Here is a 13,986-nt window from a genome sequence, read left to right on the forward strand (position 1 = left end):
GCCCTCAACGCTCGGCGATCACGCGCAGGTGCCGTTTCTCGGCCAGGACCACCACATTGTCGCGGAACTCGGACGCCTGGGCGTGCGCCGGGGTGAGGGGCTGCTGCACGGGGTCGTCGTGGCGCAGGCCCACCTCGCGGATGGCGTCGGCCAGGGCGAGCAGGTCGTCGACCGGCGGGGCGGGGTCCTCGTCCAGTTCCGGCAACCGGACGACCTCCCAGCCCTGGGGGGCCGACATCTTGTCGGCGTGCCGGCGGCACAGGTCGTAGGCGCTGGGGTCAGCGCTCGGCGACAGCGGCCCGACCACGGCCAACTGGCCGGCGTAGTCAAAGGTCAGGGTGGTGGTGGCCCGCGCCGAGCAGGCCGTGCGTGAACACCAACGCCTCATGACGTTCCTTTGCGATGCGGGTACGGGGTGTGCCGTACGGGGAAGCCGGCACCGGGCCAGCTCAGGTGAGATTACGGGTGCTGGCCGGGCCATGGCACTTGCCTCGCCGGGCGGACGACAGATTCCCTGCCCCCTCTGCCGGTCGGGGCCGGTCAGCCTCACCCGCGCAGGTGCCGCCGGTCGGTAGGCTGCAGGGGTGATCACAGAGGGCGTCTTCAAGGCCAACGACATCCGCGGCGCGGTTCCCCAGTCATGGGACGAGGCCGGCGCCGCCGCCATCGGGGCCGCATTCGTCGAACTGGCTGGGCTCGAGGGCAAGCAGTTCGTGCTGGGCCGCGACATGCGCCTGACCGGGTGGGAGATGTCACGCGCCTTCGCCGCCGGCGCCATCAGCCGCGGGGCCGAGGTGCTCGACACCGGCCTGGCCTCCACCGACCAGCTGTGGTTCGCCTCCGGCTCGCTCGACCTGCCCGGGGTGCAGTTCACCGCCAGCCACAACCCCGCCAGCGACAACGGCATCAAGTTCTGCCAGGCCGGCGCCGCCCCGGTGAGCCCCGACTTCCTGGCCCGGCTGCGTGACCGCGCGCTGGAACTGCACGGCAGCGTCGATGCCGCCCTGCCCGAGCACGGCCTGACGCAGGTCGAGACCCTCGACGACTACGTCCGACACCTGCACGGCCTGGTCCCCCTCGAGGGCCTGCGGCACCTGAAGGTCGTCGTCGATGCCGGCAACGGCATGGCCGGCCACACCGTCGCCGCCGTCCTGGCCGGCGCCGACATCGAACTGGTCGGGCTCTACCTCGACCTGGACGGCTCCTTCCCGAACCACCAGCCCAACCCGCTGGAACCGGAGAACCTGGTCGACGCCCAGGCCGCCGTCCGTGAGCACGGTGCCGACCTGGCCCTGGTATTCGACGGTGACGCCGACCGCTGCTTCATCATCGACGAACGCGGTGAGGTGGTCAGCCCCTCGGCGATCACAGCGCTGATAGCCCGCGCCGAACTCGAGCGTGAACCCGGCGCCACCATCGTCATCAACACCATCACCAGCCGCACCGTCGCCGATGTCGTCGCCGAGGCGGGTGGCACGACCGTCACCAGCAAGGTCGGCCACACCTTCGTCAAGGCGCTGATGGCCGAGCACGACGCCATCTTCGGCGGCGAACATTCCGCGCACTACTACTTCCGCGACTTCTGGGGTGCCGACACCGGCATGCTCGCCGCCCTGCACGTGCTACGCATCCTGGGCAGCCAGGACCAGCCGCTGTCGGAGGTGATGCACACCTACGAGCGCTACGTGGCCTCCGGTGAGATCAACTCGCAGGTCAGCGACGCCGGCGAGGTGATGGAGGTCGTCGAGGCCGCCTTCATCGGCCGCGGCGAGGTCGACCACACCGACGGGCTGACCGTGCGCGGCACCGACGCCCACGACAACCTGTGGTGGTTCAACCTGCGCCCCTCGAACACCGAGCCCTACCTGCGGTTGAACGCTGAGGCCCTCGACCCGGCCGTGATGCAGGCCGTGCGTGACGACGTGCTCGACCTCGTCCGCGGCACCACCACCACCTGACCAGCCCACTCGCGCAAGGAGAGCCCGATGAGCAACCCGAACCACACCCCCGACCTGCAGCTCTCACCCGAGTTCCTGGAGATCGCGGCCTGCCCCGCGTGCCACTCCCGGTTCGCTGTCGACTACGACAACCGTGAGATGGTCTGCGCGAACAGCCAGTGTGGCCTGGCCTACCCGGTGCGCGACGGCATCCCGATCCTGCTGATCGACGAGGCCCGCAACACCCGCGCCGCCACCCAGAGCTGACCGATGGACTTCGACGACACCCGACTGGCCACCCCCACCGTCAGCGCCCGCGCCGACGAGGCGTTGCGCCACCTGGCCGGTGCCGGCGCCCGGATTCGGCGTGAGGCGTCGACCTCGGCCAAGGAGCTGGCCGCCGGGTTCGGTGGCGGGGTGCGTCCCCGGGGGGTGGTGGCCCTGGGCCGCGGTGCCCGGCTGATCCGTGCGGTGCTCGAACCGTTCTGCCCCAGCCCCTTCGTGGCCTGGCCCTTCTCAGGGCTGCCGGCCTGGGTCGGGTCACTCGACCTGGTCGTCGTGCTCGCCCCCGAGGGGTCCGACCCCGACCTGATGTCGGCGGTGCAGGAGGCCGCGCGGCGTGGCAGTTCGGTGCTGGTCGCTGGACGACCCGAGTCACCGATCGTCGAGGCCGCCGCCAGCCGCTCGACCCTGGTGGTCCCCACCGAGACCGGGGACGAACTGGCTGCGGTCGTGCAGGTGCTGGCCGTGCTGCACGAGTTGGGCCTGGGCCCGGCGGTGCTGCCCGAAGCGGTGGCCGCGGCCGCCGATGCGGTGGCCGAGACCTCGTCCCCGCACCGTGACCTGGCCGTCAACCCCGCCAAGGACTTCGCGCTGCACCTGGCCGACGCCCAGCCACTGGTCTTCGGCGGCACGGTGCTGGCCGCCCGCGCCGGGCGCCGCCTCGCCGAGGCGCTGCGCCGTTCCACCGGACGAGCGGCCCTGGCCGCCGACACCGGTGAACTGGAACCGGTGATCACCGCCCAGGACACGCGTGACCTGTTCGCCGACCCCTTCGACGACCCCTCAGCGGCGATCCGGCCCGTGCTGGTCATCCTCGACGACGGCACCGACGACGCCCAGGCCCGCCGGGCCGCGGGGGAACTGGTCACCCTCGCCACCCGCCACGAGGTGCGGGTGGTCACCGTGCGCGCCGGGGAGTCGGTCACCTCACCGATGGAACGCTACGCCTCACTGCTCTACCAGGGCCTGTTCGGGGCCACCTGGCTGTCGATCGGCCTCGGCAGGCTCTGAGCCCCTGCCACCCACACGAGAGGCCCATCACGATGGAGGAACAGATGACCACAGTGCTGGTGCTCAACGGCCCGAACCTCGGCAGGCTCGGCACCCGCGAGCCCGATGTCTACGGGCACACCACCTTCGCTGACCTGTCGGAGCACCTGGTCGACACCGGCCGCTCGCTGGGCCTCGACGTGCAGGTGCGCCAGACCGACCACGAGGGTGAAATGGTCGGCTGGCTGCACGAGGCCGCCGACCTGGGTTGCTGGGTGGTGCTCAATGCCGCTGCCTGGACCCACTACTCCATCGCGGTGGCCGATGCTGCCGCGCAGGTGGCGCACTACATCGAGGTGCACATCTCGAACGTGTACGCCCGCGAACCGTTCCGCCACCACAGTGTGCTGTCGGCGAAGGCGGTCGGGGTCATCGCCGGGCTGGGCCTGGGTGGCTACGACCTGGCCCTGGCGCACGTCGCCGCCGAACTGGGCACCGGGGCCACCGGCTGAGCCTCACAGGTCCTTGAGGGACTCCCAGATCTCCTTGCATTCGGGGCAGACCGGGAACTTCTCGGGGTTGCGGTGGGGCACCCACACCTTGCCGCACAGGGCGACCACCGGGGTGCCCATCACCATCGCCTCCATGAGCTTGTCCTTGGGGACGTAGTGCGAGAACCGTTCGTGGTCACCGTCCTCGGCGTTCAGGCCATCGGTGCTGGTGCGCTCGTCGATCACGGTCTGTGAGCCGGGGGCCAACTGCTGGTTCATGGCAGCCACTCTAGTGAGCCGCCCCAAGCTGCCACCAGCCGCCACCGGATCAGCCCCATGGTCCCGCCCGCGCAACCCACCCCACCGGGTAGGGTGAGCCGGTGCCCGAACCCACCACGCTGCCACCCCGCAGCCTGATCGTCGGGTTGCTGGTCTCGGTGGTCGCGATCGCCTTCGAGGCGGTGGCGGTCGCGACGGCCATGCCGGCGGCCGCCGAAGACCTGGGCCGGTTGCACCTCTACGCCTGGACCTTCACCCTGTTCGTGATCGGCATGGCGCTGGCGACCGTGCTGTCGGGCCGGCTCAGTGACCGCCTCGGCCCTTCCCTGCCGCTGCGCGCCGGGCTGGTGCTGTTCGGGGCGGGGCTGCTGGCTGCCGCCCTGGCGCCGAACATGTACGTGCTGCTGGTGGCCCGGTTCATCCAGGGTGTCGGTGGTGGCGCATTCAACGTGGCGCTGTTGGTGGTCGTGGCCCGCACCTTCCCGGCGGCGCAGCGGGCGCTGATGATGACCGCCTTCAGCCTGTGCTGGGTGATGCCGGCCTTCATCGCGCCGCCGATCGCGGCCTGGTTGTCGAAGGCACTGAGCTGGCACTGGGTCTTCGCGGTCATGATCCCCTTCGTGGTGGCCACGGCCGTGCTGACGGCGGGCCCGTTGAACGACCTGGCCGACCAGCTGCGACCCGAAGTGGGGCAGGACAGCAACCCGGTGCCGATCTGGGCGGCGGTGGTGGCCGCGGCCGGTGTTGCGGCGGTCCAGTTCGCCGGTCAGGACATTGACCGCAGTTCCCTGGTCGCCCTGGCGGTGGGCCTGGTGGCGCTCGGGGTGGCGCTGCCGAAACTGATGGCGCCGGGCTTCTTCCGGTTCCGGCCCGGCATCGCCTCGGTGTCGTGGGTGCGGGCCCTGCAGGCGGGCGGGTTCTTCGCCGCCGAGGCGTTCCTGCCACTGAGCCTGGTCGAGGGCCGCGAGATGAGCCTGTTCCGGGCCGGGCTGATGTTGACCATCGGTTCCCTGGGCTGGACCGTCGGCTCCTGGCTGCAGGCCCAGACCTGGCTGAAGTGGCGCCGCGACCAGCTGATCGAGGTGGGGGCGGCCTGCTCCCTGGTCGGCGTGCTCGCCATCGTGGCCGGCACCTGGTTGGGCCTGTCGGTGGTCGTCATCGGCATCGGCTGGACGATCGGCGGCCTGGGCATGGGCCTGGCCAGCGCCTCCGGCTCCCTGGCGATCATGCAGTTGTCGACCCCGGCCCAACTCGGACGAAACACCAGCTCGCTGCAGGTCTCCGAAGCCCTCGGCAATGCGATGTTCACCGGCCTCGCCGGCGCGGTCTACGCGAACCTGCGCACCTCCGCGGCGCCGGTCGACACCTTCGGCTGGGTCTTCACCACCGTCGCGGTGGTGTCCCTGCTCGCGGTCCTGGTCTCCCTGCGCATCGGCCCCGTCGCCAACCTGACCTCAGGCGCCGGAACTACGTCAAGTAGGTGACGGTAAGCCACATGACGAGGGCGAAGACCACGATCGCGGTGGCGCCGATGTACAGGTAGAACTTCACCGAGTGGCGTTCCTTGACCTCGACGGCCTGGTAGCGGCCCGGGCCGAGGTAGTTCTCCAGCATCGAGGCGGGGGTCTCGTTGCGAGGTGAGACCGACTGGTTGTTCACGCCGCTGCGGAAGCTGCCCAGCGAGCTGGGGGTCCACGAGTCGTAACCGGCAGAGGGCAGCGGCGCGGTGGGCCGGTCCGAGGCGCCGGGGGCCAGCGGCAGCGGGGCCTGGGGGATCGAGCCGCCGCTGGAACTGCCCAGCGTCCTCGTCCCCGGGCGTGGGGCCACCGGGGCCAGTGACTCCCCGCCGGACATCACTTCGGCGATCGCGTCCAGCTGGGCGGCGAACTGGGCCGCGGAGGCCGGTCGCCGGTCGGGGTGCGGCGACAGGGCACTGGCCAGCAGCGCGTCGAGCTCGACGGGCGCCCCGATCCGGGCGCTCAGCGGTGGCGGGTCGACGTTGGGGTTGCGGGACAGCAGGTCCTGCAGGGTCTTGATGGGGAACGGCGGGTGGCCGGTGAGCAGGGCATAGGTCACCGCCGCCATCGAGTAGATGTCGGAACGGTGGTCCAGCGGGTGGCCGGTCGCCTGTTCCAGCGCCATGAACGCCGGGGTCCCCGCAGTGGCGTGCTGGCCCTCCCGGTCGACCAGGGATTCGGCCACACCGAGGTCTGCCAGCAGCACCTTCAACCCGCTCGAGGAGTGGTTCAGCAGGATATTGCCGGGGGTGACGTCACGGTGCACCACGTTGTGGCGGTGCAGCACGTCGAGCGCGCGGGCTGCCTCGGCGCACAGTTGCAGCGCCCGGGCCGGCGGCACCAGCTGCTTGCGCAGCCGGTCGAAGGAGCCGCCGTCGGCGTAGTCCATCACGAAATAGGGGGCGCCCTCGGGGGTGCGACCGATGTCGTAGACACGGACGATGTGTTCGTCCTTGATGCGGCGCAGCAGTCGTGCTTCGGTGAGGAATCGTCCCTGGACGTCGTGGTGGGTGGCCCATTTCGGGTTCAGGATTTTGACGGCGACAGGCACGTCGAGTTCATCGTCGTGGCCCTTGTAGACGGTCGCGAAGGAGCCCGCGCCGATGCGCTGGGTGAGGCGGTAGCGACCGAGCCGTTCCATAGCGTCCACAGTCTTTCACGCAATTGAGGCGGGAGCGTACTCCAGCCATGGGTCACCTGCGGGAGCGCACGCCGACAATAGCGCCGTTGCCGCCTGACCGGGGCCCATTGTCCGCATCCGGTCGCTCCGGGGGCATCTGACACAATGGGTTGGTGACATCTCAGACCTTGCCCCCGCCCGGTTGGTACGACGACCCCGGGGGCAGCAGCCAGGAACGCTACTGGGAGGGCACGCGCTGGACGAAGAACCTGCGTGACCGGCTCGACCCGCTGCCCGAACCTGCGCCCGCCGCCACCACCGGACGAGCGGCTCCCGCGTCGTCCCCGGCCCCGCAGCTCCCGCAGCAGTTCGGCGCGCCCCCGCAGCAGTCCGGCGCAACCGGCATGGCCCCGGTGCTGATGCCGACCCGCTACAAGATGGTCCGCACCACCGCCGACGGGGTGCCCCTGGCCGGCTTCGGCATGCGTGCCCTGGCCACCCTGGTCGACTGGGTGCTGATGGGCCTGCTCGGCATGCTGCTGGCCTGGCCCTGGACGGTGCGGGTGTGGCGTTCCCTGCAGCAGATGACCGCCTGGTCGCTCGAGAACCCCGGGCTGGTCGTGCCCGTGCAGGACTACGACTACCTGACCCCGTTCAGCATCGTGCAGTACGTCACCCTGGGCGCCTGTTTCGTGGCGCAGGTGCTGTTGGTGAAGCTGCTCGGCGGCACCGTGGGGCAGCTGTTGCTGGGCCTGCGGGTCGTGCCTTCCGAAACAGGCCTCACCCCGCGGGTCAGCTGGCGTACCAGCCTGCTGCGTTCCGGGGTCTGGCTGGCGGTGATGGCGGCCACCCAGATGGTGTTGTTCCCGATGATGATCAGCTACCTGCGGCCGCTGTGGCACCCCCGGTTGAAGACCTGGCACGACAGCCTGGCCGACACCCAGGTGATCACCACCCGCGGCACGTTTGCCGAGTCGGTACTCGCCGGCGCCCGGCGTGCGCAGAAGTAGCGCTCCGGGCGCGTCCATGTCCTAGGCTGTCAGGGTGGCTTTGGAAAACCCTGCACTGGCTGAACTCGCCGACCACTTCGGAATCTCCCAGGAATTCTGGGACTGGAAGGGTCGGCACACCACCATTTCCCCGGAAACGGTGGTCACCATCCTCGCGGCGCTGGGCATTGATGCGAGCACCCCCGAGCGTGCAGAGGCCGCTGTCCATGAGGTGCGCCTCAAGCCGTGGCGCCGTTCCTTGCCGGCCTGCACCGTCGTCGAGCAGCACCAGTACCGGGAAATCCAGGTTCACGTGCCGGCCGGTGCCGAGGCCCACCTGGTCGTCCACACCGAGGACGGCCAGCAGTTGGTCTGTGAACAGCGCTTCAACGAGGTGCCCGACCGGGAGGTCGACGGTGTCTGGTTGGGGGAGGCCACCTTCGCGCTGCCCACCGATGCGCCGCTGGGCTACCACCACCTGGTGCTCACCACCGCCGGCCGGACCATCGAGTCCCACTTCATCGTCACCCCGAACTTCGTCGGCCTGCCCGCCAACATCGGCCACCGCCGCGTGTGGGGCTACGCCACCCAGATCTACTCGGTGCGTTCGGCCGGCAGCTGGGGGACCGGTGACCTGGTCGACCTGGCCGACCTGATGGTCTGGGCCCGTACCCAGCAGTACGCCGACTACGTGCTGATCAACCCGCTGCACGCAGCGCAGCCGGTGCCGCCGATCGAACCCTCGCCGTACCTGCCCAGCTCGCGGCGCTACACCAACCCGATCTACCTGCGGCCCGAGGCGATCCCCGAGTACGCCAGCTTGGACGATGCCACCCGCGCCCGGATCGAGGCCTTCCGCAGCGATCTGCGCGACGAGCTGGCCGGGGCCGACCAGTTGCGCCGCGACGAGTCCTACACCGCGAAGCTGCAGGCACTCGAGGTGATCTGGCAGGTCGGCCTGCCTCCAGCCCGGGCGATGGCCTTCGAGGGTTTCCGGCGGCGTGAAGGCCGCGCGCTGCGTGACTTCGCCATCTGGTGCGTGCTGTTCGAACAGGTCGGCCCCGACTGGCGGGAATGGCCTGAGGAGTACCGTCGTCCGTCGTCACCGGAGGTGGCCAACTTCTACGCCGCCAACGCCGAGCGGGTGCACTTCTTCGAGTGGCTGCAGTGGAACTGTGAGCACCAGATGTCGGTGGCCCAGCAAGCCGCCCGCGACGCCGGGATGAGCCTGGGCCTGGTGCAGGACCTGGCGGTCGGTGTCAGCAAGTCCAGCGCCGACACCTGGATGCTGGCCGATGTCTTCGCCCAGGGTGTCAGCGTGGGCGCCCCGCCCGACCAGTACAACCAGGCCGGCCAGGACTGGGGCCAGCCGCCGTGGCGGCCCGACCGACTGGCCGACCTGGCCTACGCCCCGTTCCGCGACATGGTCGCCAGTGTGCTGCGCCACGCCGGTGGGGTGCGCGCCGACCACATCATCGGCCTGTTCCGGCTGTGGTGGGTGCCCGAGGGGGCCTCGGCCAAGCAGGGCTGCTACGTCCGCTACGACCACGAGGCGCTGATCGGCATTCTCGCGCTGGAGGCGCACCGCGCTGGGGCGATGGTGATCGGGGAGGACCTGGGCACCGTCGAACCCTGGGTGCGCGACTACCTCGTCCGCCGTGGGCTGCTGGGCACCTCGGTGCTGTGGTTCGAGAACGACGAGACCGGCAACACCCTGGCCCCGGAGCGCTGGCGGGAACTGTGCATGGCCTCGGTCACCACCCACGACCTGCCGCCGACCGCCGGATACCTGGCCGGTGACCATGTGAGGCTGCGCCACCGCCTCGGCCTGCTGACCGAGTCGCTGGAGGAGGAACTTGCCCACGCCCGCCAGGAACATGAGGGTGTCACCGGCATGCTGTTCGACAAGGGCTACCTGCACGAGGACGACGGCGCCGACGAGGTCGAACGCCTTGTCCTGGGCATGCACCGCTTCCTGCTGGATACCCCCGCCCGGGTGCTGAACGTGGCCCTCACCGACGCGGTCGGTGACCGCCTCACCCAGAACCAGCCCGGCACCATCGACGAGTACCCCAACTGGCGGGTGCCGCTCAGCAACCCCGAGGGGGAGCCGATGCTGCTGGAGGACGTCTACGCCAGCGAACGCGCCATGCGGATCTCAGCGGTGATGAATGGTTTCACCACCGTGCCGGTGAGCTGGGGCGCGCTGCACCCCCCGCGCCACCCCTGAACCGCCCCGGCTGGCCCGGGCGCCGGTGTCTCAGACCGCGGGCATCGGGGCGCGAACGTAGGGGTTGTCGGCGCTCTGCCCGTCGTCGTCCAGCATGATCGTCGGGATCGCCGCCTCGCCCTTGCTGATCCGCAGCGCCGCGCGGGGCAGCTCGGAGCGGGCTGCCAGGTGGCGCTCCCGGCCGACCGAGGTCGGTTCTTGGCCAACGACCGCACCGTTGTCGACCAGCAGCACGTGCAGCGGACGATCATTGCCGTCGGAGGTCGGGTGGGCCTCGATGCCGACGATCTCGGCCTCGGCCACACCGCGTTCGTCGCGGCGGCGCAGCGCGTACTTGCGCCCGCCCACGGTGTTCTTGTTCTTCGACTTCTTCGCCACCGGCAACAGCTCACCGTCGGCGGAATCGGCGCGGCTGACCAGCTTGTAGACGAACCCGCAGGTCGGGTGGCCCGAGCCGGTCACCACCGAGGTGCCCACCCCGAAACCGTCGACCGGGGCGCCACGCAGGGCCGCGATCTGCCACTCGTCCAGGTCACTGGTGACGATGATGCGGGTCTGCTCGGCGCCCAGGTCATCGAGCAGGTCACGCACCTCACGGGCAGCGATGGCCAGGTCACCGGAGTCGAGCCGCACCGCACCCAGACGACCCTCGGTCAGCCGGACGCCGGTGCGGACGGCCTCTTCGACGTCATAGGTGTCCACCAGCAGGGTGGTCGACTCACCGAGGGTCTTCAGCTGGGCGGCGAAGGCCTCCTCCTCGGAGTCGTGCAGCAGGGTGAACGAGTGCGCGGCGGTGCCGCTGGTGGGGATGTCCCAGCGCCGACCCGCCTCCAGGTTCGAGGTGCTGGTGAAGCCGGCCACGTAGGCGGCCCGGGCGGCAGCGACCGCGCTGTACTCCTGGGTGCGGCGAGCCCCCATCTCGATCAGCGGGCGCCCGTCGGCCATCGCCGACATCCGTGAGGCGGCCGAGGCGATCGCCGAGTCGTGGTTGTAGATGCTCAGCAGCAGCGTCTCGAGCAGCACCGCCTCCTGGAAGGACGACTCGACCACCACCAGCGGGGAGCCGGGGAAGTAGATCTCACCTTCGGCGTAACCCCAGATGGAGCCGCTGAACTTGTAGTTCGACAGCCACTGCGCAAGGTCGTCGTCCACGATCTTGCGGGTGAGCAGGAAGTCGATGTCGGCGTCCTCGAAGCGGAACTCCTCGATCGCGCGCAGTGCTCGCCCGACCCCGGCGACGACACCGTAGCGACGGCCCTCGGGCAGTCGGCGGGGGAACAGCTCGAAGACGCTGCGCCGCTCGGCGGTGCCCGAGGCGCGGGCCGCCTGCACCATTGTCAGCTCGTAGTGGTCGGTCAGAAGCGCTGTGCTCATGGCGATCAGCTTAGGGGCCACCGGAGCGCGGTCGGTGCAGGAGTGTGACGGCGGTGACAGAATGGGGCCATGTCCCACGCAGTTCCAGAGCAGACCGTCGGTGTGGCCACCGTGGCGAAGGCCGAGGAGAAGGTCGAACCTGCCAAGGCCTGGGTGACCCTCGTCTGGGACGACCCGGTCAACCTGATGACCTACGTCACCCACGTGTTCACCAGCTACTTCAAGTACCCGCGGGACAAGGCCGAGCAGTTGATGCTGCAGGTCCACAACGAAGGCAAGGCCGTGGTGTCGAGCGGGTCACGTGAAGAGATGGAACGCGACGTGGCCGCGATGCACACCTTCGGGCTGTGGGCCACCGTGGACCGGGCCGAGTGAGCCCTCGATGAGTCGATTCGCCCGCAGCCGCGGGAAGATCCAGTTGCACCTCGACAGCACCGAGTTCGAGGTGTTCAGCCACAGCGTCAACGAGTTGCTCGACCTGCTCGACGACGGCTCCGAGGCCGAACCCCTCGACGAGGACGACCCGTTCGCCGCCTGGGAGGCCAGCTTCGGCGCCGAACCGGGCATCGAGGACGACTTCGACGAGGACGAGCGTGACCCGGTGATGCAGCGACTGTTCCCGCGGGCCTACCCCGACGATCCCGAGGCGGCCAGCGACTTCGCCCGCTTCACCGACGCCAGCCAACGCCAGGACAAGGTCACCGCCGCCTGCATGGTGCTCGACGACCTCGACGAGTTGCGCGGCGGCACCGTGCGGATTCGCGACGACCACGTCGATGCCTGGCTGAAGACACTGAACAACCTGCGCCTGGTGCTCTCGGTGATGCTCGGCATCTCTGACGAGATCAGCGCCTCCGAGGCCGCCGAACGACCCGAGGAGGACCCCCGGTCGTGGCTGTTCACCTATTACGGCTGGCTCGGCTGGATGCTGGAGTCCCTGCTCGAAGCAGTGATGGCCCCCGAGTGAGCCCCACCACCACTGAACTGCGCGCCCCCATCGGCATCTTCGACTCCGGCTTCGGCGGGTTGACGGTGGCCCGCCAGATCGCTGACGTGCTGCCGCACGAGGACATCGCCTACCTGGGCGACACCGCCCGCGCGCCCTACGGCCCGCGTCCGATCGCCGAGGTGCGCCAGTACGCCCTGGAATGCCTCGACCGGCTGGTCAACCATGGGGTGAAGGCGTTGGTGATCGCCTGCAACACCGCCTCGGCTGCGGTGCTGCGTGACGCCCGGGAGCGCTATGACGTGCCGATCATCGAGGTGGTGCTGCCCGCGGCGCGACGGGCGGCCGGGGTCACCCGCAACGGTCGCGTCGGGGTGATCTGCACCGCCGCCACCGCCACCTCGATGGCCTACGAGGATGCGCTGGCCGCCTCGGTGGGCATCACGGTGACCACCTCGCCGTGCCCCCGGTTCGTGGAATTCGTGGAGGCCGGCATCACCGCCGGCCCGGAGGTGCTGGCGGTGGCGCGGGAGTACCTGCAGCCGATCAAGGACGCCGGCTGCGACACCCTGATCCTGGGCTGCACCCACTACCCACTGCTGCGGGGGGTGATCTCCTACGTGATGGGGGACTCGGTCAACCTGGTCTCGTCGGCCTCGGAGACCGCGCAGGAGACCTGGCGGGTGCTCAACGACCTGCACCTGACCACCCCCGACCAGGGCGGGTCGAACCGGTTGTTCCTCACCACCGGCGATTCCGACCGGTTCAAGGGCATCTCGCAGCGCCTGCTGGGCCAGTTCGTGCACACCGCCGAAACCATCCACCTCGGACGAGTGCCCAAGGTTCACCGCTAGGCTGGGAACCCGCCGACGACCAGTGTCGGCCCGCCCAGCGCATCCGAGCGCAGACGGGCGGCCCACCACAGCGGAGGACAACGCTCACCATGTGCACCAGGATCACCTGCCCCACCTGCGGCAAGCCCACCTGGAAGGGTTGCGGCGAACACATCGAAGACGCGCTGCGCGACGTGGCGCCTGCCGAGCGCTGCACCTGCCCCCGCTGACCCCCGAACCCCGCTGAGCCGAGAGGAACCCATGTCACGCAGCGACGGACGCGCCGCCGACGAACTGCGCCCCGTGCGCATCACCCGCGGCTGGCTCGACCACGCCGAGGGATCGGTGCTGGTGGAGTTCGGCCGCACCCGGGTGCTGGTGGCCGCCAGCGTGACCCCCGGGGTGCCGCGCTGGCGCAAGGGCAGCGGACTGGGCTGGGTCACCGCCGAGTACGCCATGCTGCCGCGCGCCACCCATGACCGCAGCGACCGCGAGTCGCACAAGGGTCGCATCGGTGGCCGCACCCACGAGATCAGCCGGTTGATCGGCCGGTCGCTGCGTGCGGTGATCGACTACAAGGCGCTGGGTGAGAACACCATCGTGCTCGACTGCGACGTGCTGCAGGCCGACGGTGGCACGCGCACCGCCGCCATCACCGGCGCCTACGTCGCCCTGGTGGATGCCGTGGCCTGGCTGCGGGAACGCAAGCTGCTGGCCGGTGAACCGCTGCGCGACTCGGTGGCAGCCATCTCGGTCGGCATCGTCGACGGTGTCCCTGTGCTCGACCTGCCCTACGAGGAAGACTCGGCCGCCGGCACCGACATGAACCTGGTCATCGCCGGCAGCGGCGACTTCATCGAGGTGCAGGGCACCGCCGAGGGCGCCCCGTTCAACCGCGACCAGCTGAACCAACTGCTCGACCTGGGCCTGAAGGGGTGTGCCGACCTGAAGGTGCTGCAGGAACAGGCTCTGGCCGCCCCGCCGGTGACGTCATGATC

General features: G+C 70.0%; 15 protein-coding genes. 11 read left to right on the forward strand and 4 right to left on the reverse strand.

The window, feature by feature from the left end:
• Positions 1-4 precede the first annotated feature (4 nt).
• The gene (locus ACQE3C_RS04185) at positions 5-388 is read right to left on the reverse strand and encodes a DUF3499 domain-containing protein (protein WP_434537958.1); all 384 of its coding nucleotides are present in this window, start codon (positions 386-388) and stop codon (positions 5-7) included.
• A gap of 196 nt (positions 389-584) precedes the next feature.
• Between ACQE3C_RS04185 and manB the strand changes: the two genes are divergently transcribed.
• From manB to ACQE3C_RS04205, 4 genes are read left to right on the forward strand one after another with little or no spacing between them, the layout of a single operon-like run.
• On the forward strand, positions 585-1,958 hold the full coding sequence (manB, locus tag ACQE3C_RS04190) for a phosphomannomutase/phosphoglucomutase (protein ID WP_434537959.1): 1,374 nt from the start codon (positions 585-587) through the stop codon (positions 1,956-1,958).
• A 27-nt stretch (positions 1,959-1,985) separates the two neighbouring features.
• Positions 1,986-2,204 carry a Trm112 family protein gene (locus ACQE3C_RS04195; RefSeq protein WP_434537960.1) on the forward strand — a complete coding sequence of 73 codons (219 nt, stop codon included), beginning with the start codon at positions 1,986-1,988 and terminating at the stop codon, positions 2,202-2,204.
• 3 nt (positions 2,205-2,207) lie between these two features.
• Positions 2,208-3,230 (forward strand): SIS domain-containing protein, encoded by a 1,023-nt coding sequence (locus ACQE3C_RS04200; RefSeq protein ID WP_434537961.1) that lies wholly within the window; start codon positions 2,208-2,210, stop codon positions 3,228-3,230.
• Positions 3,231-3,274: 44 nt separating this feature from the next.
• Positions 3,275-3,721: a type II 3-dehydroquinate dehydratase gene (locus ACQE3C_RS04205; RefSeq protein ID WP_434537962.1), complete on the forward strand. Its 447-nt coding sequence runs from the start codon at positions 3,275-3,277 to the stop codon at positions 3,719-3,721.
• 3 nt (positions 3,722-3,724) lie between these two features.
• Here the strand turns inward: ACQE3C_RS04205 and ACQE3C_RS04210 are convergent, their stop codons facing one another.
• Complete coding sequence (locus ACQE3C_RS04210; protein ID WP_434537963.1) at positions 3,725-3,979, reverse strand: DUF3039 domain-containing protein; 255 nt, start codon at positions 3,977-3,979, stop codon at positions 3,725-3,727.
• A 101-nt stretch (positions 3,980-4,080) separates the two neighbouring features.
• On the opposite strand from ACQE3C_RS04210, the gene ACQE3C_RS04215 reads away from it, so the two are divergent.
• On the forward strand, positions 4,081-5,463 hold the full coding sequence (locus ACQE3C_RS04215; RefSeq protein WP_434537964.1) for an MFS transporter: 1,383 nt from the start codon (positions 4,081-4,083) through the stop codon (positions 5,461-5,463).
• Here the strand turns inward: ACQE3C_RS04215 and ACQE3C_RS04220 are convergent.
• Positions 5,447-6,637, reverse strand: coding sequence for a protein kinase domain-containing protein (locus ACQE3C_RS04220; protein ID WP_434537965.1), 1,191 nt, complete (start codon positions 6,635-6,637; stop codon positions 5,447-5,449). The genes ACQE3C_RS04215 and ACQE3C_RS04220 overlap by 17 nt on opposite strands.
• Positions 6,638-6,789: 152 nt before the next feature.
• Here ACQE3C_RS04220 and ACQE3C_RS04225 point away from each other — a divergent pair, with 152 nt between their 5' ends.
• Positions 6,790-7,626 (forward strand): RDD family protein, encoded by an 837-nt coding sequence (locus ACQE3C_RS04225; RefSeq protein WP_434537966.1) that lies wholly within the window; start codon positions 6,790-6,792, stop codon positions 7,624-7,626.
• Between the two features lie 34 nt (positions 7,627-7,660).
• Positions 7,661-9,835, forward strand: coding sequence for a 4-alpha-glucanotransferase (gene malQ, locus ACQE3C_RS04230; protein WP_434537967.1), 2,175 nt, complete (start codon positions 7,661-7,663; stop codon positions 9,833-9,835).
• Positions 9,836-9,865: 30 nt separating this feature from the next.
• On the opposite strand, the gene ACQE3C_RS04235 is transcribed toward malQ, so the two are convergent.
• The gene (locus ACQE3C_RS04235) at positions 9,866-11,209 is read right to left on the reverse strand and encodes a nicotinate phosphoribosyltransferase (protein WP_434537968.1); all 1,344 of its coding nucleotides are present in this window, start codon (positions 11,207-11,209) and stop codon (positions 9,866-9,868) included.
• A gap of 69 nt (positions 11,210-11,278) precedes the next feature.
• Here ACQE3C_RS04235 and clpS point away from each other — a divergent pair, with 69 nt between their 5' ends.
• The 4 genes from clpS (at position 11,279) to rph (ending at position 13,984) form a co-directional block, all read left to right on the forward strand.
• The gene (gene clpS, locus ACQE3C_RS04240) at positions 11,279-11,584 is read left to right on the forward strand and encodes an ATP-dependent Clp protease adapter ClpS (protein ID WP_434537969.1); all 306 of its coding nucleotides are present in this window, start codon (positions 11,279-11,281) and stop codon (positions 11,582-11,584) included.
• 7 nt (positions 11,585-11,591) lie between these two features.
• The gene (locus tag ACQE3C_RS04245; RefSeq protein ID WP_434537970.1) at positions 11,592-12,176 is read left to right on the forward strand and encodes a DUF2017 domain-containing protein; all 585 of its coding nucleotides are present in this window, start codon (positions 11,592-11,594) and stop codon (positions 12,174-12,176) included.
• Positions 12,173-13,009: a glutamate racemase gene (murI, locus tag ACQE3C_RS04250; RefSeq protein WP_434537971.1), complete on the forward strand. Its 837-nt coding sequence runs from the start codon at positions 12,173-12,175 to the stop codon at positions 13,007-13,009. The genes ACQE3C_RS04245 and murI overlap by 4 nt, the downstream gene beginning before the upstream one ends.
• 240 nt (positions 13,010-13,249) lie before the next feature.
• Complete coding sequence (gene rph / locus ACQE3C_RS04255) at positions 13,250-13,984, forward strand: ribonuclease PH (RefSeq protein ID WP_434537972.1); 735 nt, start codon at positions 13,250-13,252, stop codon at positions 13,982-13,984.
• Positions 13,985-13,986: the final 2 nt, after the last annotated feature.

The sequence above is a fragment of the Aestuariimicrobium sp. Y1814 genome, assembly GCF_050113895.1.
In the GTDB taxonomy this organism is placed as follows: Bacteria; Actinomycetota; Actinomycetes; order Propionibacteriales; family Propionibacteriaceae; genus Aestuariimicrobium.